Origin of the sequence: Wolinella succinogenes DSM 1740, from assembly GCF_000196135.1 — a bacterium.
GTDB lineage: Bacteria > Campylobacterota > Campylobacteria > Campylobacterales > Helicobacteraceae > Wolinella > Wolinella succinogenes.
In genome coordinates this window covers 635,760-660,654 of sequence record NC_005090.1, presented here as the reverse complement: position 1 = coordinate 660,654, position 24,895 = coordinate 635,760, and the positions used below count along the sequence as shown (strand labels likewise).

Here is a 24,895-nt window from a genome sequence, read left to right as displayed (position 1 = left end):
TTTCACCTCCAAATAATTTTAGTTTCTATCGCCTCTTCATCTAATTTCAATCTTCTTGATTCAGGCAGGGGTTTGAGCGTCTCTTTTTCCCCCACAAAGTGCTGCAGGTAAAAGGCTCCCTTATAGCCTCGCTCTTTAAGCAGAGCGGCCATCTCCGCAATATCTTCCTCTTGGAGCAAGTAAGAGTGCACCGTGGTGCGAATCTCAAAAGGAATCGAGCTAGAGAGAAGAATCTCTAGACTCTCCAAAAATCTCCCATAAAACTCCCTTCCCGTGATCATCCCAAAGCGCTCTTCCTTGCCCTTAAAATCCATCGCCACATAGTCCAAATAGCCTTTTTGGAGAAGCTCTTTGAGCATGGCAGGGTTGGTGCCATTGGTGTCAAGCTTGATCTTAAAGCCTAACGACCTCACCTCCTCCATCCACAAAGGAAGCCCCGCAAAGAGAGTTGCCTCCCCTCCAGAGAAGACCACCCCCTCTAAAAGCCCGACTCTAGAGCGCAAAAAGCTTAGCAAACCTTCTAGGTCAATTTTGCCCGATTCTTTTAAGAATTCGGGGTTGTAGCAGTAGGAGCAGGCAAGATTGCATCCGCTAAACCAGAGGATACATGAGAGCATGCTGGGAAAATCCAGCATGCTAAAGGGAGTGATAGAGTGAAGAGGGGTGGGGGTCATTCAGCCAAGGTTAAGAGCGGAGAGGGCATTTGGATTCTTCAAAGAAGAGTCGCTCTTTGTGCTCCCCCTTTTTACCTGTATTGAAACTCTCAACAGGTCGGTGATAGCCCATTACACGGGTGTAAACCATGCACTTGGTGCGCTTCTCTTCGGGGATAATCACTTCGGACTTACTTCTGTTCATGGTAACGGTCATCTCTTGATCCTTTCTTGGTCTTTGGTGGATATTAGTCTAAATGGCTTGAAACTTCTCTTAGCAACACTGGCTCTGCTCAATCTCTAGCAAAGCCTCCTCATCACATAGGGGGCAATACTCATGCTCGCCCCTCAAATAGCCATGCTTAGGGCAGACGCTAAAGACGGGGGTGATGGTAATATAGGGCAGTTTATAGCTGGTGATCACCGTCTTGACCAGCTTCCTGCACGCTTCAGCCGAAGAGATCTTCTCCCTCATGTAGAGGTGAAGCACGGTTCCGCCCGTGTACTTGCACTGCAGCTCATCCTGCAAGGTGAGCGCTTCAAAAGGATCATCCGTAAAGTTGGCAGGGAGCTGAGAGCTATTGGTGTAATAGACATTCTCCTCCATCCCCGCTTGAATGATTTGAGGATAGCGCTTCTTGTCTTCCTTGGCAAAACGATAGGTAGTGCCCTCCGCTGGAGTGGCCTCGAGGTTATAGAGATTCCCCGTCTCCTCTTGGTAACTTCGGATTCTCTCCCTCATAAACTCCAATATCTCCGTAGCAAAAGCCATGCCACTAGGGCTGGAAATATTGTCTTGATCGTTGGTGAAGTTTCGAATCATCTCGTTGATTCCATTCACACCGATGGTGGAGAAGTGATTGTTGAATCCGGGCAGATAACGCTTAGTATAGGGGTAGAGTCCTCGATGGAAAAGCTCAGTAACCGCTTGGCGCTTCTTCTCTAGCGTGCTTTTAGAAAGATCCATCAGCTTAGTGAGCTCCGCCATCAGCCCCTCCCTGTCCCCTCTGAATCGATATCCAAGACGCGCCATATTGAGGGTGACCACGCCGATACTTCCCGTCATCTCTGCACTTCCAAAGAGACCCCCGCCCCTTTTAAGAAGCTCTCTTAGGTCTAGTTGCAAGCGGCAGCACATACTTCTCACTGCATTGGGCTTGTAGGCCTCGGGATTCTCGACTAGCTCCCCTTTCTCATTGCGAATGTATTGACTGCCAATAAAGTTTTGAAAATAGCTACTCCCAATCTTGGCAGTGTTTTCAAAGAGAAGGTCGGTGTTCTCCCCATGCCAATCAAAATCTTCAGTGATATTGACCGTAGGGATAGGGAAGGTGAAGGGTTGACCTGTCTTATCCCCCTCGGTCATCACCTCATAGAAGGCTCTATTGATCAGATTCATCTCGGCTTGAAAATATTTGTAGGTCATAGAGAGGAGTGAGCTTGCCCCTCGCTTTTGTGCCTCTTGCACCAAAAGAGCGTCCTCTTGAATATCCTCAAAGAGATGACGATCATTACGAGTGGGAATCTGATCCTTCAAATCCGCTGGAACCGTCCAGTCGATAGTGACATTGGTAAAAGGCGATTGCCCCCATCGAGCAGGAACATTGAGATTATAGACGAAGCTCTTGATCGCCTTTTTGATCTCTTTAAATTCCAATTGATCACGGAAAACATAGGGAGCCAAATAGGTGTCAAAGGAGCTAAACGCCTGCGCCCCCGCCCACTCACTCTGCAAGATTCCAAGGAAGTTGGCCATCTGTCCGAGTGCTTCTCTGAGGTGCTTTGGCGCACGCGATTCGACTCGCCCCCTCACCCCATTAAATCCTTCGTTTAAGAGCGAGCGCAGACTCCATCCCGCGCAATAACCCGTAAGGCAGTCAAGATCGTGGATATGTACATCGCCATTTCGGTGCGCATACCCCTCCTCTTTACTATAGACCTTATCAAGCCAATAGTTGGCGATGAGTTTGCCCGCGAGGTTATTCACCAATCCCGCATTGGAGTAGCCTGTGTTAGCGTTGGCATTGATTCGCCAATCCTCTTTGTTGATATACTCCTCCACGCTTTGGGTCGAATTGACATAAGTGGTATCCTCGCTGAGCCCATAGATGTGTTCTCGTTGCATCTTATGGAGGAATCGATAGTTCATGAAGGACTTCATGACGGCAAAATAGCCCGCCTTGAAAAACTCTAGCTCAATGCGATCTTGAATGCACTCAACGCTATTGAGATTCTCGCTCTCAATCGCCAAAATCACATTGGTGTAGATTCGATCATCATATCGGACATTGACACTCTCAAACGCCTTCTTGATAGCATCTTCGATCTTGTAGGGCTGAAACTTCTCAGCATGCCCATCTCGCTTGAAAATATGCTCGACCATTTATATCCTTCTTTCGCAGTTTTTACACACTATCTCAACTCTTCCATCTTCTCGCCAATGAACGTGTAGAGATTCTTTGGGGTGACTTTTTTGGCAAATATCGCAAGTGTGGTGGCGGATTTTGATTAACTCTGAGGCGAGGCGATTCCACTCCCTCTCTCGCTCTTTTCCATAGAATTTCCTTAGATTTTTACCATGAACTTCATTAAAATCCAATGGCTTTTGCCCTCCCCCTCCTCCTCTATAAGCTTCAAGACAGAGTGGGCAAGGCTCAAGGGGTTTATCCCGAAAAAAGCGCAATTCCGAGCGTCCGGAGATGGTTTTAAAATCGAATCGATTCTCGCCAGGGAGGCTGGCTAAGTAGCGCCTAGAGAGCTCTATATCACTGGCCACTCTTTTGATCTCTTCGCAAGGGGTGAAGTGATAACAGGGAGCCCCTTGGCGGTGAAAAGTTGAGTCGTTTAATATCGCTTCATGCACCAAAACGCTCCAAAGCTCTCCTTTGGGGAGCCAGATGAAAATCGATCGCTCTCCAAGCAACCAATCTAGCCATGAGAGCTCAATCCCCCCTTTTTGCAATCGCTCCAAAAGCGAATCGGTGAGATTCTCCTCCCTCTCTTCGCGAAGCTCTCTAAGACTCTGCTGGAAAAACATCCCCTAGGCGATCGCCCTCTCCTCAACAAGATGGCAAAGAATGTGCGCCAAAGTGATATGCATCTCTTGAATTCGTGGGGTATCGTGACTTGGAATCACAAGGTTGATATCACAAAGTTCATTCATCCTTCCCCCCTCGCGTCCGCTTAGTCCCACGCACACGCAACCGATTCGCCTCCCCTCCTCTAGGGCAAGCAGAACATTGGGTGAGTTGCCGCTGGTGGAGATTCCCACCAAAAGATCGCCTTTATGCGCTAGAGCTTCCACTTGGCGTGAAAAGACCCGATCATAGCCATAATCATTGCCTATGGCCGTGAGCGCTGAAGTATCCGTGGTGAGCGCTATAGCAGGAAGTCCGCGCCGCTCTTTTTTATATCGTCCCGTGAGCTCAGCGGCGATGTGTTGAGCATCCGCCGCGCTCCCTCCGTTTCCAAAGAGAAGAATCTTGTGGCCTGATTTTAGGCAATCCACCATCAAAGAAGCCACCTCTTCCACTAGCGGAGCGAGTCGCTTCATCGTCTCTTGGGTGGTTAGAATATGCGCTTCAAGCTCTTTTTGGATGAAATCTTGCATGACTAGGATCCTTGGATTTTTTTCACGACCGCGCTGGTGCTTCGGCCCTCTAAAAACTCGATGAGCTTCACCTCTTTGACCAGATCGCTTCCCACGACCTCTTTCCCTTCGTAATCGCCCCCCTTCACTAAAACATCAGGCTCTATGGCACGGATAAGCTCATAGGGGGTCTCTTCATCAAAAACAACCACATAGTCCACCGCCTCAAGCCCAGAGAGGACCAAAGCCCGATCCTCTTGGGAATTGATGGGTCTTAACTCTCCTTTGAGGCGTCTGACCGAGGCATCGCTATTGAGTCCCACAATGAGGCAATCTCCGCACGCTTTGGCCTTTTGGAGATATTGAACATGACCCGCATGGAGAATATCAAAGCAGCCATTGGTGAAGACGATTTTGCGCCCACGAGAGCGCCACTGCTTGGCTATTTTCTGAATGGAATCACGACTTAAGATTCGCTCTTGGCTCTCTCCTTGGTGGCTTGAGTGGAGGTATTCAGCGATCTCTCCATGAGTCGCCGTAGCACTTCCAATCTTCCCGACCACTACCGCCGCCGCCGCATTGGCAAAGAGGGCACACTCCCTAAGGGGGTATCCCAAGCTCAAGCCATACGCCAAAGAGGCGATCACCGTATCACCCGCTCCTGTGACATCATAGACCTCTTGGGCGATGGTGGGGATGCGCTCTAGGGCTTGATCAAAGATTCCAATCCCATCTTCACTCAGCGTGATGACGGAGAACTCAAGCTCACACTCTTTCTTAAGGCACTCAAGCGCCTTTTTGAGGCTTGCTTCATCGTTGATCTCAATCCCTGTAGCCTCTTTGGCCTCTTTTTTGTTGGGGGTGAGGAGTGAGGCGCCACGGTACTTGGAGTAGTCTCGCCCCTTGGGGTCAACAAGCACGCGCTTTTGGAGCGTCTTGGCCATCTGGATAATGGTTTGACAAACTCTAGGAGTGAGCACGCCTTTACCATAATCAGAGAGAATCACCGCATCGCACAAAGAGAGCTTAGAGCGAATGTAGGCGATCATCGCCTCTTCTGACTCTTCGCTAATGGGGCTTTTATTCTCCCAATCGACCCTCACCACTTGTTGATTCGAGGCAATGATTCGGCTCTTTTGGGTGGTGGGTCTCCCCTTTTGCGTGATGATTCCCTTGCTCTCCATTCCAAGCTCTTGCAAGAAGCCAAGCAGCTCTCTGCCCGCCAAATCCTCGCCCACCACTCCGCAAGAGAGCACGGAAGCCTCTAGGGCGATGAGGTTACTCATCACATTGCAAGCGCCCCCCAAGGTTTTGGTTTCGCGCTTCACATCAATCACCTGCACTGGCGCCTCGGGCGAGATACGCTCGCACTCGCCCCAAATGTAGTGATCAATCATCAAATCGCCGACCACCAAGATCGTCGGTCTCAAAGAGGAGGAGAGAATCACTTCTTATTCTCCTCGTGGATTCTTTTGATCTCGTCCACGTAGCTCTTCACGCCCGCCTCCAAAGAGAATCGCGGCTCATAGCCAAGGAATTGCTTGGTGGGGGCGATGTTGGCCTCGGTGTGATTTTGGAAGAATCGATAGGGGTTGTCGATATACTCCACCTCAAACGCTCCAAGTTCCACACGCAATGCCTCAACGATATCATTATAGGTGCGCGCCTTGCCATAGCCCACATTATAAACTCCGCTCTTTTGGCTCTTCATGGCTTTAACATTGGCCTGCACTACATCTTTGATATAGACAAAATCCCGCTTCTGCTCACCAAATTTAAAGAGTCGCACCCTTTGGTGCTCTAGCGCCTGAAGTCCTAATTGAAGAATCATTGAGGCGGTCTTACCCTTGTGAAACTCCCGCTCGCCATAGACATTGAAGTATCGAAGTCCTACGATTTGTAGGTTTGGATACTCTCTCATGTAGGTGTAGGCGAGATTATCCATCATGAGCTTGCTAAACCCATAGACATTCTCAGGAACCTCATTGGCCCCCACGCTATTAGGGGCTTTGGTGTTGCCATAAGTCCCTGCGCTAGAGGCGTAGATGAGGCTTGCTCCCTTCTTGACGCAAAGATCGAGGAGGTCTTTAAAGGCGTTGGTGTTGCTCCGAATCATGAGCTCCTGATTCATCACGGTGGTGTCTGAGATCGCTGCCTCATGAAAAACATAGTCCAGAGGATAGGCCTCAAGGCGCTTGAGGTCTTGCGGTGAATTGATGTCACCCGCGATCACCTCACCCGTGAATCCTAGGAGATTCTTGAAGTGTCCTAAACTTTTAAGATTCCCCTCAGGGAACATCTCGCCACTCCGAAAGCTATCAAAGACGATCACCCTAGCTTTAGGGTGGTGTTTTTGGAAATAGAAGGCGAGATTGCTCCCGACAAAGCCTGCACCGCCTGTGATTAAAATGGTTTTATTCTCTAAGCTATCATCAATGTATTGCATCTTGGCTCCTTGCTTGGATGGATTTTTAGAAATAACCTACGAATGGTTTTGGAGAATTTGGCTCAGGCAAGATAACGAATCGACCCTAAAAGTGGGCTTTTCTCCTTCCTCTTCTAGAGCGCTTAAAAGCACGCTATGCCCGATACCAGCGCCTTTGGCTGCTTTAATATCGCTAGACTTGTCGCCCAAAAGCCAAGAATCAGAAGCGCTCAAATCAAACTCTTTGATTCCCTGCAAAATCATCCCTGAGAGAGGCTTGCGACAAGAGCACTCCTCCTTGGGAGTGTGTGGACAAAAATAGATTTGATCTAGCCCAAAGCCAAGCTCCCTCTTTAGCTCTCTCTGCATAAAAAGCGAAACCTCAATAAAGTCGCTCATCGTGTAGTAGCCTCGATGGATTCCTGATTGATTAGTCACCAAAAGAAGTAAAAAATCGCGCTCTTTAAACCATCGCAGAACTTCAAAGATTCCCGGCATAAAACGCCAATCCTTGGGCTCATAAAGATAACCCGTGTCGATATTGAGCACTCCATCACGATCCAAAAAAAGGGCTTTTTTTAGCATACGGTACACCCAAAAAGCGCAGGAGTATTAATCCCGCTAGGATCGACAATGAGATAGTAACCCTTGATCGCAGTGTAGATTCCAAAGAGAAAAACAAGCAAAGCTGAAAATTTCATGAATAGCGTGCGCCATGAGCTACTCTTAATAAGCCCCACCAAAGAGCCAACCAAAAAGAGGGCCGGAATGGTGGCGAGCCCAAAAATCCCCATCACCACCGCCCCATAAAAGAGCGAAGCAGTGGAGGCAGCCGTGATCGCAAAAAAGTAGACAAACCCGCACGGAAGAAATCCATTAAGCACCCCAAGAAGATAGAAGCTTCCAAGAGAGGAGCTGCGAATGAGCCTTCCAAAAAGCTCTTTGAACCATTTCGTGCCCGAGACGGAGTATTCAATCGAAGCAAGCCAATTAGGACGACCCGCAATGGAGAGTCCAAAGAGCGTCATCAAAATCCCCGTGAGCACAAAAAGAATCCCTCTTTGCAAAGGAGTGGCGGCCACCACCGCCCCCAAAGCTCCCGAAAAAGCTCCGATAAGCATATAGGAGGTGACCCTTCCTGCTCCATAGAGGGCGTGAGAGAATCCCTGTTTGAGCCAAGGAGTCAGAGGGTCAAGTTTGGCACTCGAGTAGGCGAGCACGATTCCTCCGCACATCCCCACACAATGCCCAAAACTACCCAAAAAAGCGATCGTTAAAATCGTATAAAAATCAATGGTTTCGATCTCTCACCTCCCAAATCGATGATTCAAAGCTCACTTTGCAAAGATAGAGTCCATAGGGTGGAGCCCCCTCGCAAAAGAAGCGTCTCTTGGCCTCTAGCTGTTCTTTAAACTCCTCTAGACTCATCTCTCCTCTTCCCACCTTTAAAAGCGCGCCCACCAAAAGACGAATCTGAAGCCTCAAAAATCCATTGGCCTCAAAATAGAAAACCCAGTAGGATCGATAGCGATAGAGCCAGCAACGCCTCATCTCTCTTAGGGTGCTCTTCTCTTGGCTGCCGCTCTTTTTAAAAAGCGCAAAATCGTGCCACCCCACCAAAAGCTTCATCGCCTCTTGAATCTTACGCTCATCGCCTAGGTGCGCGTGGGTGACATATCGAGAAGCAAAAGCACTCAAAGGCTCCTCAGAGAGAAGGTATCGATAGGCTCGACTCTTTGCCTCGAATCTAGGGTCAAGCCCCTCTCTTATAGGATAGAGTCGGCGCACTCGCAAATAAGGGAAGAGCTTCTTGTTGAGCTCCTCTTTGAAGTAACCCCAATCGCTCTTCTTATAGGGCACCTCAAAGCTCACCGCCTGCCTAGTGGCGTGCACCCCCCTGTCGGTTCGACCGCTAAAACGCACTTTAGAGGCGATTCCCATGCTCTTTAGACCCCTCTGCAAGGCTAACGCCACGCTAGGTTCCTCTTTTTGTATTTGAGAGCCAAAAAAAGCACTCCCGTCATATTCCAAGAACGCAAGCAGCGTGGGCATAGGGCTAAAAATAGGGCGCGATGAAGCGTCTATAGAGCCCATAGCCCACCCCCAGCCAAATCAGCGGAATCAAAAAAATACCCGCTAGAGGGAGATGGTTAGAGGCAATATGGACAAGACCATAGAAGATTCCCGTGGCGATAATGACATAAAAATAGGAGTAGTTTTTCTGGAATCGAGGATGCATGATCCCCAAAAGAGGGATGAAAAAGAGGCTCGCAAGCGGAAAAAGCGAAATGAGGATGGAGGAGGAGAGCTTGCGGCGCACCTTGTCGCTCCCCTTCTCCCCGCCTAAGGCCTGCTTCCAGTAGCCCATAATCCCTAGACTAGCCCCTCCTTCTTTAAATGCCGAATCGCGGATGAGCATCTGGGCGTAATCAACCCTTTTGATGTGAAGCTCTTCTTTAAAATAGGCACTCCCCCTAAAGAGCTTGAGTTCCAAATTTCCCTCCATGCTCTCCACCAACGCCTCTTTGGCCAAAATAAAGCTCTCTCGTCCAAGATCATTCGAGGAGAACATCACCACCTCTTTGTAGCGTTTCTCCCCCTCATCCATATCCCCCACATAGACGAGCCAATTTCCGAGCTTTTGTCCAAATTCAGCGGGTTTTAGGTTGATATTGACGCTACTTTTTTTATGATCCAAGAATCGATCATAGGCCTCATTGGAGAGAGGTACCAGCGCCAAAGAGACAAGCAACAAGAAGAGTGAGACCAAAAGCGAGAGAGGAAAAAAGAGTCTAGAGAATCTAAGCGGATCAATCCCTAGCGAAAAGAGCACAGGAAGCTCATACTCTTGAGAGAGCTTAGCTAGTGAAATCACGGAGGCGCTAAAGAAGGTGACAGGGATCGTGAAGAAGATCATGGTGGGCAAAGAGTAGAGATAGAGCTCAAAAAGCTCTCCAAAACTCATCTTCACTACGAAAGTCACCCCCGCAATCTTGATGAAAAGAATCACCGAAGAGATAAAAAAGAGCACTGCAAAAATAGGAAAAAAGAGCTGAGCAAAGCTCCCAAAGAGATATTTTTTGAGATTACCCATACCACGACTCCAAATAGCTCAAAATCCAATCCTGCCCCCCATAGACGATCCAAAGCCCCAAGGAGAGAAAGGGAATAAAGGCGATTTTAGAATCTTTTTTGGAGAGAAGAAGCATCACAGGCAATGCCAGTAGCGCCGCCACAAATACCGCCACCAAGGCGAGCTTCACCCCCAAAATCGCCCCCATAGTCGCAGCCAAGATAATATCCCCCTCGCCCATGGCTTCTTGATGGAGAATCCAAGAGAGCCCAAAGCGCAGGAGCGTGAGCGCTCCTGCGATGATGAATGCCGCCTCTAAGCTCTCAAGAGAAGCCCCATAAGCAAGCGCGGCCAAAAGAGCGATGAAATTGAGAGAATCGGGGACTTTTTGAGTCTTGATGTCAATCACTGAGAGAGCCAAAAGAAGGCCAAAGCTCACCCCTAAAGCCAGCGCCGGCCAAACAAAGCCCTCCCTCATCACTACCGCCAATCCCAAAAACGCCGAAAGAAGCTCAACAAGAGGATAGAGAGGGGAGATTTTGGCTTGACAAAAGGCACAACGCCCCCCCAAAAAGAGGTAGGAAAGAAGGGGGATGTTGTGCCAAAATCGCAAGGGCTTTTGGCAGTGCGGACAGTGCGAGGCGGGAAAGCAGACACTTCTATCCTCGGGGATGCGGACAATCGCCACATTTAAAAAAGAGCCAAATAGAAGCCCCGCTATCCACGCCACCGCCCACTCTACGCCCATTGCTCTCCTTTTTGGATAAAGGTTTAGATTCTACACGAGCCTTTCTAAGGAGGTGATTAACTTTCACCCCTCCCCTTGACACCTCTCCTCCTCTTTTGGATAGAATCACCCTAGAACAAAAACCCAAATTCCTCCACAAAGGATACCATCCATGGACAATATCATTCGATTCTCCGTCTCGCTCCCTGAAAACCTTCTCGCCGAGCTTGATAACAAAATCGTGAGCCAAGGGTACTCTTCTCGCTCTGAGCTTGTAAGAGACCTCATCCGAGAGAAGATGGTCGAAGAGAAGTGGGAGGGGGGGAGATGAGGAGGCCGTAGGGGTGCTCACAATCGTCTATGACCACCACCAGCGAGAGCTCAACCAAAAGATGATCGATATTCAGCACAACAGCCATATCCATATCCTCTGCAACACCCATGTCCACATCAATCACCACAACTGCCTAGAGACCATCATCCTCAAAGGAATCCCCAAAGAGATCGAGGAGATCGCCCTATCCATCGGTGGACTCAAAGGGGTCAAATTCTCCAAACTCACTCGAGCCTCCAGCTTCTAAGCCCATCCTTTGAATATTGCTGTTTTTGGAGGGTCGTTTGACCCTCCCCATGTAGGTCACCTCGCCATCATTGAAAAAGCCCTCAAAGAGCTCCCAATCGAGCGCCTCTTTGTGGTGCCCGCCTTTATCAATCCTTTTAAAAAAGGAACGCTCTTTCCCGCCTCTTTGCGTCTTGAATGGATGCGGCGCCTCACCAAGCATCACCCCGAGGTGGCGGTGATTGATTTTGAGATCCAAAAGGGTTGTCCTACGCCAACTATTGAAACGATTCGCCACCTCAAAGAGCACTACACCCCCCAAAACCTCTACCTCATTATAGGAAGCGACCAACTGCCCGACCTTCCAAAGTGGCACTCAATTGAGGAGCTGAAAAAGCAGGTAGAGTTCGTTATAATTACAAGAGAAGAGAGAGCCATCCCCCCAAATTTCCGCGTCATCGAGCTCAACAACCCCTCTAGCTCCACCAAGATTCGGACAAAAGATGAGGAAGATTCGATACCCGAATCGATCAAAGGGGAGGTTTTGTCATTCATGAAAAATCACAAGGAGAGTTTATTGAGAAAAGAGAGAGCCCAAGAGATCGTCGAGATTCTAGATAGTAAAAAGGCCGAGAACATCGAGCTTTTCGACCTAAGCGGCAGCGACTATTTGGTCGATTATGTGGTGATTGCCACCGCACTAGCGGACAAACACGCCGCCTCACTGCTAGACACCCTCAAAACCGAGCTCAAGCCTAAAGGTGAGACCTTTTATGCCACCGAAGAGAGCGACAACTGGATTGTAACGGATTTGGGAGATATTATGATTCACCTCTTCACAGAGAATCATCGAAAGAAATTCAACCTCGAAGAGTTCCTTGCTGGCCTTAAAAAAGAGAAGAACCGCTCTCTTTAAGAGGGCTTTTTCCTCTCTGTGATGCGAAGTTTAAAGATGTGGTGATCAAACATCGCCACATAAAACATCGCATCAAAGACCTTAATATCAAGCACATACCCCTCCACCTTCACTTCCCGCTTCTTTGTGTCATTTTGGAGTGCCCTAGCACGAAACTCAATCTCATTTCCCACCTCAATGGGTGCAAGAAATTTCGAATCAGCCCCAATAAGAATCGCATTAGGGTCATTGATGGCGCACATGGCGCTGAAGTTGGCCGAGGAGAAGATAAAGCCCGCGTGCACCAGCCCCATACTATCTGAAGCCATAGCCTTGGTTGTTACAAGCCACACTTTTGCCACCCCCTTGCCAAGCTCCTTGAGCTCTCCAAAGGCAGGGTCAGCATCTGTGTAGACTCGCTGGGGAACAAACTCCTCTTGAGTTTTTGGGAGATCAATCTCTTCAGGGCTATTGAGTGTGTCCATGAATTTTAGGCTCCTTTGTAGGCTTTGACGTAGATTCGTCTAGGGGCTGGATAGCCCTCAATGGTGCGATCATGCGAGCAAGGATCAAGAAAGTCTTCGAGACTTTGAGAGTTGATCCACTCTGTTTTCCTCTGCTCATCCAATCCCGTCTTGGCAATCTCTAGCTTCTCCACTCTCTCAAATCCCGCGCGATGGAGCCAATGGCTAAGCGCCTTAAAAGTGGGGATAAAATAGACATTGGACATCTTGGCGTAGCGATCCTTGGGCGTGAGCGCCACCTCCTCCTCTCCTTCGATCATGAGCGTATCCAAGAGGAGCTCTCCCCCTTTGGCTAGCCCTTTGTAGAGACTTTTGAGCGTCTGAATGGGATCGCTTCGATGATAAAGCACGCCCAAACAAAAAATCACATCAAAGAGCTTGCCATACCCTTCTAAATGTTCCACCCCCAAAAGCTCAAAGCGAATGGGTGCTTGGATGAAGTGATTGATGAAATCAAACTGCGTGCGACAAAGGGGTGAGGGATCAAAGCCCGTGAGGCTTTTGGGCTTTTGCCCCCACATCCTGAACATATAGTAGCCATTATTGCACCCAATATCGGCTACATCCTTGTTGCAAAGATCAAAATGAGGCTCCAGGAGGGCATATTTTTTGGCGCTGACCCACTCGCTATCAATCAAAAAGTCTCCCACCCAAAAAGGTCCTTTGCGCCAAGGCACCAGAGCTTTAGCGCACTCATAGATCTCTTGCCTCTCCTCCTCTTTAATCTCACCCCAAAAAAGGCTCACCGCCTCACCCTCTAGCCCCACGCTCACGCCCTCTAATTGAGGGAGGTGTTTCAATCGTTCCCTTAAAGGGGCAATATCTCGACGAGAAAGCCACGCCTCTTCACGCTCCAAAATGAGCGAAGCGACGATTTCACTCTGCACCTTTGACCCCCAAATCACGATAATTCATGACATTATTGGGAGGACACTTCTCTCTATAGGTTCCTTGGGAGTCATAGTAGGCCTCTTTGTCATCATAAAGATAGGTCGAAACCCCACATTTGTTGGGATAGAGGCATCCCGCTAGAGAGATTCCTATCCCTAGATAGAGGATTCCTTGAATCAAAAAGTGCAATCTTCTCTCCTTTGCCCTCAAACAAGCGGCTTTTTCATACGATAGTAGAGGTGTCCGCCTAACCACTTCTCACCCTCTGTGACAAAGCCAAGCCTCGCGTAGTATTCTTTGACCTCGATTTTATCACAATCCACCACCAAAGAGAGTTGACTTGCCCCTAGGCGCCTAGCTTCACCATAGGCGTGTTCGATCAATTTTTTGGCAATCCCTCGGCCCCTAGCTTTGGGTGAAACTGCGATAGAATCGATATATAAATCCCCCTCCTCGCATTCAACCTCTAGGGCTTCAAGATGTTTACCTCGATTCCGAATCGATTCTAAAATCGCCTCATCCAGCCTCTTTGCCTCGTCTCCAAGATAGAGATTGATCGCGCCCAAAATCTCATCTTTCTCTCTATAGAGCCACACCCTAGGATAACCTATTCGGGTGCTGGGATTTTTGAAATACTCCTCTAAAGCTGACAAAATCCTCTCCTCATCGCTCTCTTGAGTCAAAGTCATGGCAATCTCCCCCATGGCTTCCCTGAGTAGCCCTACCGCCTCTTTGGAATCGCCAGGGGTGGCGTGAGAAATTTCAAACATTGATCATCTCCTTTAAACATCGGAAAACAGGAGAGATTCTACGATACCTTCTCTCAAAAACTCCCCCTATTCAAAAAATATTTACAATTATTTTTCAAAATTTACTTTTTTAAAAGCTATTTTTGTTATATAATTGCATTAATGTCACAGGTTGCCACACACAAATAAATTATCACATCTAGAAAGGAAGAAACATGAAAGAGACTATCGGTCAGCGCTTTAAAACAGCGATCGAGAAAAAGTATGGAAAGTTTGAAAACAAGGTGATCGCTCAAAAGTACGGCATGTCCGAACAAGCGGTGATTAAGTTCAAAAGAGATGATAATCTCACCAAGTCGATGATTGAGATTGCCAACCAAGAGGGAATCAACCTTAACTACCTCAGCAATGGGATTGGCGAGGTCTTCCTAGACACCACCCAAGAGTGCGCTAAAGAGCGTGTAATTGGAGAAAATGATTTCAAAGAGATCCTAGGCGAAATTCTATCTCTTGATCTTCACTCTAAAGAGTATATGTATCACAAAATCAAATCAGAGCTTCTCTCCTTCAAACGACGCTAAAAGTCATTTTTTTGTCATAACCGCCCCCTATACTCCTCCTCGATTAGGCGAAAGGGTTTAGCCCCTCCTCGCCTAAACCTAAAATACTTTCAGAGGGGGATGTTATGGCATCTACACGAATAGAACACGATCTTATTGGGGACTTAGAGCTAAGTAACGACTGCTATTATGGAGTTCAAACTGCTAGAGCGAAAGAGAACTTCCACATCTCAGGCGTCCTACTCTCAAGCATGCCCACTTTCATTGCTTCACTCGCTAAAGTCAAAAAAGCCGCTGCACTCGCCAACTTTGAGCTTGGGCTCTTGGATGAGAAGATCAAAAACGCCATCTGCGAAGCGTGCGATCTCATCATCGCTGGAAAATATCACGACCAATTCGTCGTGGATGCCATCCAAGGAGGCGCTGGAACTTCCACCAACATGAACGCCAATGAAGTGATCGCCAACGTCGCACTTGAGCTCATGGGACATAAAAAGGGTGAATATAAACATTGCCACCCCAACAACCACGTCAACCTCTCACAATCTACTAATGATGCCTATCCTACGGCATTCCGCGTTGCCCTGTATGAAAAACTCATCGAGCTCACCGTCTCCATGGGAATCCTAAGAGACTCTTTTGCCAAAAAGGCCGAGGAATTCAAAGATATCATCAAGATGGGTCGAACCCAGCTCCAAGACGCTGTGCCCATGACCCTAGGTCAAGAGTTTAAAACCTACGCCGTCATGATGACCGAAGATATCGATCGCGTGCTAGAGGCTAGAAACCTTGTTCGAGAGATGAACCTTGGGGCAACCGCGATTGGAACAGGAATCAACTCTCACCCTGACTACGCTACGCTTGTAGAGAAAAAACTTCAAGAGGTCACAGGCCGACCCTTTATCACCGCCAGCGATCTTGTTGAGGCGACTCAAGACACAGGGGCTTATGTCCAAATCTCTGGTGTTCTTAAGCGTGTCTCCACCAAAGTCTCCAAAATCTGCAACGATCTAAGACTCCTTAGCTCAGGCCCAAGAGCGGGACTTAGCGAGATCAATCTTCCCCCTATGCAGCCTGGTAGCTCCATTATGCCTGGAAAGGTTAATCCTGTGATTCCCGAAGTGGTCAATCAGGTCTGCTACCACGTTATTGGCGCCGACATGACTGTAACTATTGCCTCTGAAGGGGGTCAGCTTCAGCTCAACGTTTTTGAGCCCGTCATCGCCTTTAGCCTCTTTAGCTCTATCAACATGATGAGAAGAGCTTTTGAAACTTTGGCTGAAAAATGCGTGAATGGAATCACCGCCAACGCTGACAACTGCCGCGACTATGTCCTTAAGAGCATCGGACTCGTCACAGCGCTCAACCCCTACATCGGATATGAGAACTCCACTTCAGTGGCCAAAGAGGCGCTAGAGTCAGGCAAGTCCGTCCACGATATCGTCCTAGAGCGCAAACTTCTTAGCAAAGAAGAGCTAGAAGAGATTATTCGACCCGAAAACATGATCAAGCCCAAAGTCGTCACTCTAACAAAAAAATAAGAAGGATAGAGTATGTTAGTCTTCGAGATTCTCGTTGTTTTGGCCGCCATTTTCCTTGGCGTCCGCCTTGGTGGCATTGCCATTGGTTATGCAGGCGGATTAGGAATGATCGTTTTGTGCCTTGGGCTTGGACTCAAGCCTGGGAGCATCCCCATTGATGTTATCCTTATCATCATGTCCGTTATTGCTGCCATTGCCGCCATGCAAGTGGCTGGAGGCTTGGACTATCTCGTCCATTTGGCCGAAAAGCTTCTAAGAAGCCAGCCCAAGCATATCACCTTCTTGGCTCCCGTGGTCACCTACTTTATGACACTCCTTGCAGGAACGGGACACACCGCCTTCTCAACCCTTCCCGTGATTGCCAAGGTGGCTAAAGAACAGGGCGTGAAACCCTCTGTGCCCTTGAGTATTGCCGTGGTCGCCTCTCAAATTGCCATCACCGCCTCTCCTGTCTCCGCGGCCGTGGTCTTCATGAGTGGAGCGCTTGAGCCTCTTGGTGTAGGTTATTTGCAACTCTTGGCGATTTGTATCCCTACCACTTTTATTGGGTGCATGATCACCGCCTTTATCTGCAACCTCTTTAACACCGACCTCTCTAAAGACCCTGTCTATCAAGAGCGTGTCGCCAAAGGAATGGTCAAACTTCGAGGTCAAACCCAATACGTTGCTAAGCCTGGCGCTAAACTCTCCGTGCTTATATTCCTTGTTGGAATCCTCGCGGTGGTCTTCTATGCTACGGCTATCAGCAAAAACGTTGGCCTCATTCAAAACCCTATCGTGGGTAGAGATTCGGCGATCATGATGTTCATGCTCACCACCGCCACTCTTATCGCGATGTTTGCCAAGATCGACACCGATGCCGTGCTCAACGCCTCGACTTTCAAGTCGGGTATGACAGCGTGCATCTGCGTTCTTGGGGTGGCTTGGCTGGGCGATACTTTCGTGAGCAACCACATTAATGACATCAAAGGCTTTGCAGGCGGAATTCTTGAGGGTCACCCTTGGATGCTAGCCATCACACTCTTTTTCGCCAGCATGCTGCTCTACTCTCAAGCTGCAACTGCCAAGGCGCTCATCCCCGCAGCCATCGCTCTTAGCGTGGATCCAGTGACGCTCATCGCCTCATTTGCTGCCGTTAGCGCCCTTTTTGTTCTTCCTACTTATCCTACACTTCTAGCGGCGGTTCAGATGGATGATACAGGTTCAACTCGAATCGGGAAATTTGTTTTCAACCACCCCTTCATTGTTCCTGGCGTCCTTGCCATTGGCATCTCTGTAGCCCTTGGCTTCATCGTCGCTCCCATCTTACTCTAATTCGCTGTTGCAGCCCAAGACTCTCCTTGGGCTGTTGTGATTTTAACTTGACACAAGGAGATTAGAATGAATGCATGGAAAAAAACCGCTGTTTTGGCACTCATGAGCGCCTCTGTTTTGATGGCTAAACCCCAAGTGACTATCCTAGCCACAGGAGGCACCATCGCTGGTTCGGGGGAATCTAGCGTCAAGAGTAGCTACTCTGCTGGAGCAGTCACCGTTGATAAGCTTCTTGCAGCCGTCCCTGCCATCAACGACCTAGCCACCATCAAGGGTGAACAGATCTCAAGCATTGGCTCCCAAGAGATGACGGGTAAGGTGTGGCTTAAACTAGCCAAGCGTGTCAATGAGCTCCTCGCCCAAAAAGAGACCGAAGCCGTGATCATCACCCATGGAACTGACACCATGGAAGAGACCGCTTTCTTCCTCAACCTCACGGTGAAAAGCCAAAAACCTGTCGTCCTTGTAGGCGCCATGCGCTCAGGCTCTTCCATGAGTGCTGATGGCCCCATGAATCTCTATAACGCCGTGAATGTAGCGATCAACAAAGCCTCTACTAACAAAGGAGTGGTGATTGTGATGAACGATGAGATTCACGCCGCCAGAGAAGCGACCAAGCTCAACACCACCGCAGTCAATGCATTTGCTTCGCCCAACACAGGTAAAATCGGCACAGTCTATTATGGCAAAGTCGAGTATTTCACTCAATCCGTTCGACCTCACACCCTTGCAAGTGAGTTTGATATTAGCAAAATCGAAGAACTCCCCAGAGTCGATATTCTTTACGCTCACCCCGATGATACTGATGTTTTAGTCAATGCAGCCCTTCAGGCAGGAGCCAAAGGAATCATCCATGCAGGCATGGGCAATGGGAACCCTTTCCCTTTGACTCAAAATGCTCTTGAAAAAGCAGCCAAATCAGGCGTAGTCGTCGCTCGAAGCTCTAGAGTGGGCAGTGGTTCCACCACCCAAGAGGCTGAAGTGGATGATAAGAAACTTGGTTTTGTGGCTACAGAGAGTCTCAACCCTCAAAAAGCCAGAGTGCTTCTTATGTTAGCCCTCACCAAAACTAGTGATAGAGAGGCGATCCAAAAGATCTTCTCCACCTATTAATCCAAGAAAGGGAATCTCTTCACAGGGATTCTCTTTCTGCGGCACTGCTTAGGATCTTCACTCCGTCTCTTTCAATCCTAGGGCTGCCGCAGAACAAGATTCCCTCTCTAAAGCCCTTGAAGTCGGTGACTCTTTGAGGCGTTCTATTTTTGAGAGAATTTTCCATTTTCCCCTTTCTTATAAGTTCAAGAGCGGATGGTTTTAGCAGCCACCATCCGCTCTTTTTTGGCTAAAATACTCCGACAAACTCACTCAAAGGTTGGTCGTGAAAATTTGGCTGGGACTTCTCCTCTTCCTTCTTCCCCTTTTTGGCGAATCCAAGCTTCAGATTCTTGTCATCAACTCTTATCATCGCGGATTCCAATGGAGCGGTGATGTCATCAAAGGAATTGAGAAAAGCTTTGCTGATAAAAGCAAAATCGAAACCAGCGTGCTCTACATGGATTCCAAGCGAATCCACTCTAATGAATATTTTGAAAGCTTAAGTCAGCTCTACCGCCTTCAGTTTAAAGGGCGAAAGTATGATCTTATCATTGCTGTGGACAACTTTGCTTTTGAGTTTGTCACAGAGCATTACGAGGATATGTTCAAAGATGAGCTGGTGCTCTTTACGGGATTGGAACGTTTTGATGCAGCCAGACTAGAGAGATTGGGGCTTTCGGATAAGGTTTTTGGCCTTTTAGAGCGGCGCGCTATCCCTGAAAATATCCAAATTGCCACCAAGCTCTTTCCCAACCTCAAAGAGCTCTATATCATCAATGACATCAGCAAAAATGGTGACGATAGCGAGGGTTTTATTCGTGAGGCGATCGCGGAGTTCAGCCCCCATCTAGAGATCAACTATATTCGCTCCTCCACGAGAGAGGAGATTTTAGAAACTTTCTCTCATTACAACCCTTCTCGCGCCATCCTCTTTGTCCGCTTTTATCAAGACAAACTTGGAAGACTCTATCAAAACAAAGAGATCGCTGAAATGATTGGCCAGCTAAAAACTCCTGTCTTTGTGACCGATACTCTTTTTATCGACAAAGGAGCTTTAGGGGGGAAGCTCGTTCCCATCGAGCGCCTTGGTGAAGCCACAGGAGACTTGGCACTCAAAATTCTCTCCAACGAAGTGAGTGCGCCCTATTTTAAGACCTTCGATGAATATCTCTATCAACTCTCTTATCCAAGGCTTAAGGAGATTGATCTCTCCCCTATGAAAACAACAGAGTTTTTCTCTCGTTTTGAAGTAATTAACCGCCCTTTGGACTTTTTTGATCGACATCGAGATCTCATTAATTACGTCTTTGTATTTTTTCCCTTTGTACTTGTTTTTGCCTTTATGCTCTTTTGGAATCTCATCAAGCGAATGAATGCCGAAGAGCTTTTGCATGAGAAGATCGAGTTCAACGACCTTCTGCTGCGCTCCGTCGAAAATCCCATCTTTTGGCGTGATTCTAGAGGATTCTTAATCGATTGCAATGCTCAATTCACCCGCCTTTTGGGAATCTCTAAAGATCGCCTAGTAGGAAGGAGCGTCTATGATATCTGCGGGGATTTACATACACCCGTGCTCGAGGGTCTTCTCACTAAAGTACTCCAAGGGGAAGGCGAGCAATATGATATTGACTTTAAAAACCACGAAGGCGAGACGCTCAGCTTCTTGGTTCAAGCCTCCGAATATCACGACAAAAGCGAAAAAGTGGCGGGTGTAGTGACCATCCTCTTTGATATGACCAAAGAGCGGCGTATCAAAGAGGAGCTAGAGCGCCAAAGGCAGTTTCAGATACAGCAGAGCAAGCTGGCTGAAATTGGTGAAATATTCTCCTCTATCGCCCACCAATGGAAAAGCCCTCTGGTCGAAATATCCACCATTGTCCAAGAGCTTGTTTATAAAAGCCGCAAAGGCTCTCTCGCTCCTGCGATTCTTGAGGAGTACACCAAAGAGACCATGACCCAAGTGACCTACATGAGTGACACGCTCAACGATTTTCAAGAGTTTGTTCGCCCCTCCAAACAAAAATGCTCTTTTAATGTAGTCAGTGTGTCTCAAAAGCTCCTAGAGCTCTGCCGCCACAACATTCGATACAACTACATTGACCTGAAGCTAGATATTCAAGATTCTCCTCGCCCTTTCATCGCCACAGGCTATCCCAATGAGTTCATGCAGACCCTGCTTAACCTCATCAATAACGCCAAAGATGCGATTTTAGAAGCCAAAGCCAGAAAGAGAATCAAAAAAGGGAAAATCACTCTCTCCATCAAACGCCTCAATGGTCGTCTAGAGATCAGTGTGAGCGACAATGCGGGTGGGGTGAGCCTTGAGGCGATCAATCACATTTTTGATATATACTTCACCACTAAAAGCGGCGGTCATGGAATTGGCCTCTATATGGCCAAAGTGATCATTGAGGATAAAATGGGAGGCAAGATCAATGTCTCTAACACTGAGGAAGGAGCCTGTTTCAGGATAGAACTGCATGATGAAAATACTCATTCTTGAAGACAACGAACGGCTGAGCAATCTCATGGCTGAAGCCCTGCGCGATGAGGGCTATAAAGTGGATCTCTACAGCGATGGCGAGGCATGCCTAGAGGTGCTTCATCAGGGTTATGACTGCTTTATCCTAGATATCAATGTCCCCTCACTGGATGGCCTTAGCGTTCTTGAGTGCATCCGCCTCCATCATCGCCAAATCCCCACGCTCATCATCAGCGCCAATCACGACCTAGAGAAGATTCAAAGCGCCTATCGCTTGGGGTGTGATGACTATCTCAAAAAGCCCTTTTATATCTATGAGCTCGTCCAAAAAGTGAAACGATTCTGTCTCGTGCAGAGTCAAGGAATCGACTTTGGAGAATCGCATCGATTCTACTTTGATTGTTCACGCCTCTTTAAAGAGCAGGAGGAGATTCCTCTTACCCCTAAAGAGGTGGCTTTTTTGAAGCTCTTTGCTAGAGATTTGAAGCGAATCGTCAGCTATGAAGAGTTGGAGGAGTATGTCTGGGAAGGGAAAGAATCGAATCTTAACAACATCCGCGCCCTCATCAAGAGGCTACGCAAAAAGCTGCCCGAAGATTCCATCACCATGATCACCAATGTCGGCTATGGACTGGGCGATCGGGCCAAGCGATTTTAAAGGTCTAGACAGCCACAAATCTGCTTGATCTCATCCGTCTTTGGAAAGAGATCAAAACGCTTAAAGACTTCACACACCTCTTCCATCGAATCGACCATCGCCCAAAAGTCGCAATCGTTTGGAGCGATTGCCCCTTGGGCAAGAAGCGTCTCTTTGAGCCAGCTCTCCAATCCTCGCCAGTAATCACTCCCATAGAGGACAAGAGGAAGGGGAGTGCTTTTGCCCGTCTGCACCAAAGTGAGCACCTCAAACATCTCATCTAGCGTCCCAAAGCCCCCAGGAAAGATAAGAAAAGCATGGGAATATTTCACGAACATCAATTTGCGCACAAAAAAGTAGTTAAACTCTAGGCTCACATCGATATAGGGATTGGGGTGCTGCTCGTGGGGAAGCTTGATATTGAGCCCCACCGAAACACCTCCCGCCTCTTTGGCTCCTCGATTGGCCGCTTCCATGATTCCCGGACCCCCGCCCGTGATCACACCATAGCCCATCTGGGCAAATCTTCGTCCCATCTCTCTGGCTTGCTCATAGTAGGGGCTTCCTTCGCCAAAGCGTGCCCCACCAAACATGGCCACGCAGGCTCCCAGCTCATGCAATGCCTCAAACCCCTTCAAAAACTCCTCTTGGATTTTGGGGATGAGCATACTCTCTATCTTTCCTCGATTGACCACCATCTCTCTTGGCTCCTTGGATTAAAATAGCCACGAGTAGGCCTCGCGCCCACCCTTTTGTATGGGGATTATACCCAAAGCTGCCCGAAGAGTCATCTCCCTAGAGAGCACCAAAAGCCGCCGCTCCACCTCCTCTTTGAGCGGAGATTCCAAAGAGGTGATATCCTCTACTCCTGCGGCCCCTAAGATTCTTCTTGCAATCTTCACTCCTGCCATACCCCATGCCTCTATAAGCAATGCCTCTAGATAGCCTTTGATGCCTATTTGTGGCGCTCCATGCTCGCCCGCCCAAAATTCAAATTGCTCCTTGAAGCGCTCGATAAACTCCTCCATCTCTTCTCTTAGCCATTGACTATAGCCCCCAACCTCGCCTCTCTCCTTGTGCGTCCTGTAGGCAATAAGCCAATTGGCCAGAATCGCCCCCAAATCAAAGCTCAAAGGCCCGACAAAAGAGAACTCAAAATCGATCATTTTGATCTGCTCCCCCTTAATCATCAGCGAGCCTGTGTGCAAATCTCCATGCAAAAGCCCCTCTTTGGCTGTGCTAAAACGACTCTTCAGCCAAAGAATCGCGCCTAGCCACTCCTTATCTTGATGGATTTCACGCACGCTTGGGGCGCTGGTGGGGTTTTTTTGGTTGGTGGGGTGCTCCATGAAAGGAAAGGTGAAGATATAATCCTCGCTCAAGCGCCTCATGAGGGAATTTTCACTTTGTTCTAAAAGCTTCTTTCGCTCTCCTTCATTAAGCGCCCAAAAGGAGTTTTTCACCAAAAATCGCGCTAGCATCTCCGCTAAATGCTCCGCTAAATGGGGAATCTTCTCTCCTTGGATGAAGGCTTGTCGCAAAAGCTTAAATCCCTCCAGATACTCCATCACAACCCCCTCTTTGGCCACATAAAAAAGCTTGGGTGCAAACTCTGGAATCGTCTCATTAGCCGCCTTAAGCCCCAAAATTTCATATCTAAGGCGCTCACTAGAGAGCGGGTAGCCCTCTCCTAAGCATCGAATATAGGGGGGAGCGTATTTAAGGATATAGCTCTCCTTGGTGCTATCCACCCTATAGAGGTAGTTGAGATTTCCCCCGCCCCACTCCGTGAGTTGGAAGCCTTCATGCCCTAGGAAATCTTTGGCGATCCGCCCTATCGATTCTTCTCTCATCCCGCTCCTTTGGTGTGCTCTTTTAAAAGGAAAGTGAGTCTATCATACGCTCACTATGATTTCGCTCATCATTCCTACCCATCAAGAATCGGCCTCCATCAACGATCATCTCCGAGCCTACGCCCCTTGGGTCGGAGATAGGCTAGAGATCATCCTTGTCGATTCCCCCAGAGAGGCCACTCTGCCCTTGCTTGATTCCACGCTTCCCCTCAAAACCCTAAGCGCCCCCCAGGGTCGCGCCTCCCAGATGAATGCGGGTGCTAGGATAGCCCAAGGAGAGTTTCTCCTCTTTCTCCACGCCGACACCCTTCTTCCTAAAGCCACTCCCCATCTCATCCAAGAGACCCTTCAGAGGGGCTATATCGCGGGCAGCTTCTCCTTGGGATTTGATTCGCCAAGGCTTACTTTGGCGATTCTAGCCTCCCTGGCCAACCTTCGCACCCGTTTTTCTGGCATCCCCTATGGAGATCAGGGACTTTTTGTGCGCCAAGAAGATTTTTGGAGTGTCGGGGGATTCCCTTTGGAAGGATTTTTAGAGGATGTGCTTTTGGTGCAAAAACTAAGAGCTAGAGGAAAAATCGCGATTCTCAAGGAGAGAGTTTTGACTAGCCCTAGGCGCTACGAGGAGCGCGGAATCCTCCGCCAAGCGCTCCAAAATCGCCTCATCATGCTCCTCTTTACCCTAGGATTCTCTCCCTCGCTCCTCCGCCGTCTCTACTAGAAATTTGACAAAAAGCCAAGCTTTGCTGCTTCAAAAAAAATCAATATTCTGCATCTTTTATTGCCCTATAAGCGCTAAATCTTTCAGTCCATAACTTACCGAGATCATCGCCTTTTGAAACTTTTGAAAAGCAGCTCTCGCTTATAAATGACTTATCTTCTATGCCTTTCTTCTTGATGGGCTCTCCTGCTTCTATAACCTTTAGTGCACTTATCCATAACCATGTTTGACTGTCATTTTTATTATCCAAATATACATACCAAACTGGTATTCGAAAAAGCCTTTCAAAACACAAAACCAGTTTGGTCTCTCTGTTGTTATCAATTAAATAACCTTTTTTGTTATTGTGATCAAAATCAGAATAATTTTTCACATCAACCGCAATCAACCCAGTCCCCTCAAAAAGAACTAAAAAGTCTGGTCTTTTTACCGCCTGATCTTCTCCGCGACCAAACATTGATGCAAAAGTCTCTTTGTTTTGATTAACATACAGGTAACTTAACTTGCAAGATTCAAGCCATTCTTTAAAACTTTCCTCACCTTCTTTTCCTTTTTCTATATTTTTAGATTTTATCTCCAGCTTCTTCACAGGCTTCCTTTCTTCACT

The 24,895-nt window shown here is 48.1% G+C and carries 25 protein-coding genes and 2 pseudogenes; 9 read left to right on the top strand and 18 right to left on the bottom strand.

Translation table 11 applies throughout. The features are described from left to right. Positions 1-2: 2 nt before the first annotated feature. The 11 genes and pseudogenes from WS_RS03330 to WS_RS03275 form a co-directional block, all read right to left on the bottom strand. The gene (locus tag WS_RS03330) at positions 3-674 is read right to left on the bottom strand and encodes an anaerobic ribonucleoside-triphosphate reductase activating protein (protein WP_011138613.1); all 672 of its coding nucleotides are present in this window, start codon (positions 672-674) and stop codon (positions 3-5) included. Positions 675-702: 28 nt separating this feature from the next. After that, positions 703-3,036 (bottom strand): annotated as a pseudogene (locus tag WS_RS03320) (ribonucleoside triphosphate reductase); the annotation flags it as partial. Continuing rightward, on the bottom strand, positions 3,037-3,690 hold the full coding sequence (locus WS_RS03315; protein ID WP_011138610.1) for a hypothetical protein: 654 nt from the start codon (positions 3,688-3,690) through the stop codon (positions 3,037-3,039). A 3-nt stretch (positions 3,691-3,693) separates the two neighbouring features. Next, a complete protein-coding gene (gene gmhA / locus WS_RS03310; protein ID WP_011138609.1) occupies positions 3,694-4,263 on the bottom strand; it encodes a D-sedoheptulose 7-phosphate isomerase in 570 nt (189 codons plus the stop codon). A gap of 2 nt (positions 4,264-4,265) precedes the next feature. Next, positions 4,266-5,690, bottom strand: a complete 1,425-nt coding sequence (gene rfaE1, locus WS_RS03305) for a D-glycero-beta-D-manno-heptose-7-phosphate kinase (RefSeq protein WP_011138608.1) — start codon at positions 5,688-5,690, stop codon at positions 4,266-4,268. Continuing rightward, positions 5,687-6,688, bottom strand: coding sequence for an ADP-glyceromanno-heptose 6-epimerase (gene rfaD, locus WS_RS03300; RefSeq protein ID WP_011138607.1), 1,002 nt, complete (start codon positions 6,686-6,688; stop codon positions 5,687-5,689). Before rfaD ends, rfaE1 begins: the two co-directional genes overlap by 4 nt. A 36-nt stretch (positions 6,689-6,724) precedes the next feature. Next, positions 6,725-7,252: a D-glycero-alpha-D-manno-heptose-1,7-bisphosphate 7-phosphatase gene (locus WS_RS03295; RefSeq protein ID WP_011138606.1), complete on the bottom strand. Its 528-nt coding sequence runs from the start codon at positions 7,250-7,252 to the stop codon at positions 6,725-6,727. After that, positions 7,246-7,947, bottom strand: coding sequence for a sulfite exporter TauE/SafE family protein (locus tag WS_RS03290; RefSeq protein WP_269470913.1), 702 nt, complete (start codon positions 7,945-7,947; stop codon positions 7,246-7,248). The genes WS_RS03295 and WS_RS03290 overlap by 7 nt, the downstream gene beginning before the upstream one ends. A gap of 10 nt (positions 7,948-7,957) precedes the next feature. Further along, complete coding sequence (truA, locus tag WS_RS03285) at positions 7,958-8,719, bottom strand: tRNA pseudouridine(38-40) synthase TruA (protein WP_041572025.1); 762 nt, start codon at positions 8,717-8,719, stop codon at positions 7,958-7,960. 4 nt (positions 8,720-8,723) lie between these two features. Continuing rightward, entirely contained in the window at positions 8,724-9,761 is a 1,038-nt protein-coding gene (locus tag WS_RS03280; protein WP_011138603.1) for an LptF/LptG family permease, read from the bottom strand. Beyond that, entirely contained in the window at positions 9,754-10,488 is a 735-nt protein-coding gene (locus WS_RS03275; protein ID WP_041571721.1) for a prepilin peptidase, read from the bottom strand. The genes WS_RS03280 and WS_RS03275 overlap by 8 nt, the downstream gene beginning before the upstream one ends. Positions 10,489-10,639: 151 nt before the next feature. Here WS_RS03275 and nikR point away from each other — a divergent pair. Together nikR and nadD are read left to right on the top strand one after the other, a co-directional pair. Continuing rightward, positions 10,640-11,048, top strand: a pseudogene (nikR, locus tag WS_RS03270) (nickel-responsive transcriptional regulator NikR). A gap of 9 nt (positions 11,049-11,057) precedes the next feature. Next, entirely contained in the window at positions 11,058-11,942 is an 885-nt protein-coding gene (gene nadD / locus WS_RS03265) for a nicotinate (nicotinamide) nucleotide adenylyltransferase (protein ID WP_041571720.1), read from the top strand. Here the strand turns inward: nadD and WS_RS03260 are convergent. The 4 genes from WS_RS03260 to WS_RS03245 are packed head-to-tail and all read right to left on the bottom strand — an operon-like array spanning position 11,939 to position 14,106. Then, positions 11,939-12,406, bottom strand: a complete 468-nt coding sequence (locus WS_RS03260; protein ID WP_011138597.1) for a PaaI family thioesterase — start codon at positions 12,404-12,406, stop codon at positions 11,939-11,941. The genes nadD and WS_RS03260 overlap by 4 nt on opposite strands. 5 nt (positions 12,407-12,411) lie before the next feature. Next, the gene (gene cmoB / locus WS_RS03255) at positions 12,412-13,305 is read right to left on the bottom strand and encodes a tRNA 5-methoxyuridine(34)/uridine 5-oxyacetic acid(34) synthase CmoB (protein ID WP_081454408.1); all 894 of its coding nucleotides are present in this window, start codon (positions 13,303-13,305) and stop codon (positions 12,412-12,414) included. 16 nt (positions 13,306-13,321) lie between these two features. Beyond that, positions 13,322-13,525: a hypothetical protein gene (locus WS_RS03250; protein WP_232013701.1), complete on the bottom strand. Its 204-nt coding sequence runs from the start codon at positions 13,523-13,525 to the stop codon at positions 13,322-13,324. 17 nt (positions 13,526-13,542) lie between these two features. Continuing rightward, the gene (locus WS_RS03245; protein WP_011138594.1) at positions 13,543-14,106 is read right to left on the bottom strand and encodes a GNAT family N-acetyltransferase; all 564 of its coding nucleotides are present in this window, start codon (positions 14,104-14,106) and stop codon (positions 13,543-13,545) included. A 194-nt stretch (positions 14,107-14,300) separates the two neighbouring features. On the opposite strand from WS_RS03245, the gene WS_RS03240 reads away from it, so the two are divergent. From WS_RS03240 to WS_RS03210, 6 genes are all read left to right on the top strand, one after another. Beyond that, complete coding sequence (locus WS_RS03240; RefSeq protein WP_011138593.1) at positions 14,301-14,666, top strand: hypothetical protein; 366 nt, start codon at positions 14,301-14,303, stop codon at positions 14,664-14,666. A gap of 104 nt (positions 14,667-14,770) precedes the next feature. Continuing rightward, positions 14,771-16,186, top strand: coding sequence for an aspartate ammonia-lyase (gene aspA, locus WS_RS03235; protein ID WP_011138592.1), 1,416 nt, complete (start codon positions 14,771-14,773; stop codon positions 16,184-16,186). Positions 16,187-16,198: 12 nt separating this feature from the next. Continuing rightward, on the top strand, positions 16,199-17,500 hold the full coding sequence (locus WS_RS03230; protein WP_011138591.1) for an anaerobic C4-dicarboxylate transporter: 1,302 nt from the start codon (positions 16,199-16,201) through the stop codon (positions 17,498-17,500). A gap of 66 nt (positions 17,501-17,566) precedes the next feature. Continuing rightward, positions 17,567-18,613 (top strand): type II asparaginase, encoded by a 1,047-nt coding sequence (locus WS_RS03225; protein WP_011138590.1) that lies wholly within the window; start codon positions 17,567-17,569, stop codon positions 18,611-18,613. A 265-nt stretch (positions 18,614-18,878) separates the two neighbouring features. After that, positions 18,879-21,098 (top strand): sensor histidine kinase, encoded by a 2,220-nt coding sequence (locus tag WS_RS10555; protein ID WP_011138588.1) that lies wholly within the window; start codon positions 18,879-18,881, stop codon positions 21,096-21,098. After that, a complete protein-coding gene (locus WS_RS03210; protein ID WP_011138587.1) occupies positions 21,076-21,735 on the top strand; it encodes a response regulator transcription factor in 660 nt (219 codons plus the stop codon). The genes WS_RS10555 and WS_RS03210 overlap by 23 nt, the downstream gene beginning before the upstream one ends. On the opposite strand, the gene WS_RS03205 is transcribed toward WS_RS03210, so the two are convergent. Both WS_RS03205 and mtnK read right to left on the bottom strand, forming a co-directional pair. After that, complete coding sequence (locus WS_RS03205; protein ID WP_049770637.1) at positions 21,732-22,412, bottom strand: LOG family protein; 681 nt, start codon at positions 22,410-22,412, stop codon at positions 21,732-21,734. The genes WS_RS03210 and WS_RS03205 overlap by 4 nt on opposite strands. Before the next feature lie 18 nt (positions 22,413-22,430). Continuing rightward, the gene (mtnK, locus tag WS_RS03200; RefSeq protein ID WP_011138585.1) at positions 22,431-23,567 is read right to left on the bottom strand and encodes an S-methyl-5-thioribose kinase; all 1,137 of its coding nucleotides are present in this window, start codon (positions 23,565-23,567) and stop codon (positions 22,431-22,433) included. A 55-nt stretch (positions 23,568-23,622) separates the two neighbouring features. Here mtnK and WS_RS03195 point away from each other — a divergent pair, with 55 nt between their 5' ends. Next, positions 23,623-24,288, top strand: a complete 666-nt coding sequence (locus WS_RS03195) for a TIGR04283 family arsenosugar biosynthesis glycosyltransferase (RefSeq protein WP_011138584.1) — start codon at positions 23,623-23,625, stop codon at positions 24,286-24,288. A gap of 40 nt (positions 24,289-24,328) precedes the next feature. Here the strand turns inward: WS_RS03195 and WS_RS03190 are convergent, their stop codons facing one another. Next, complete coding sequence (locus WS_RS03190) at positions 24,329-24,877, bottom strand: NERD domain-containing protein (RefSeq protein ID WP_011138583.1); 549 nt, start codon at positions 24,875-24,877, stop codon at positions 24,329-24,331. Between the last annotated feature and the right edge of the window lie 18 nt (positions 24,878-24,895).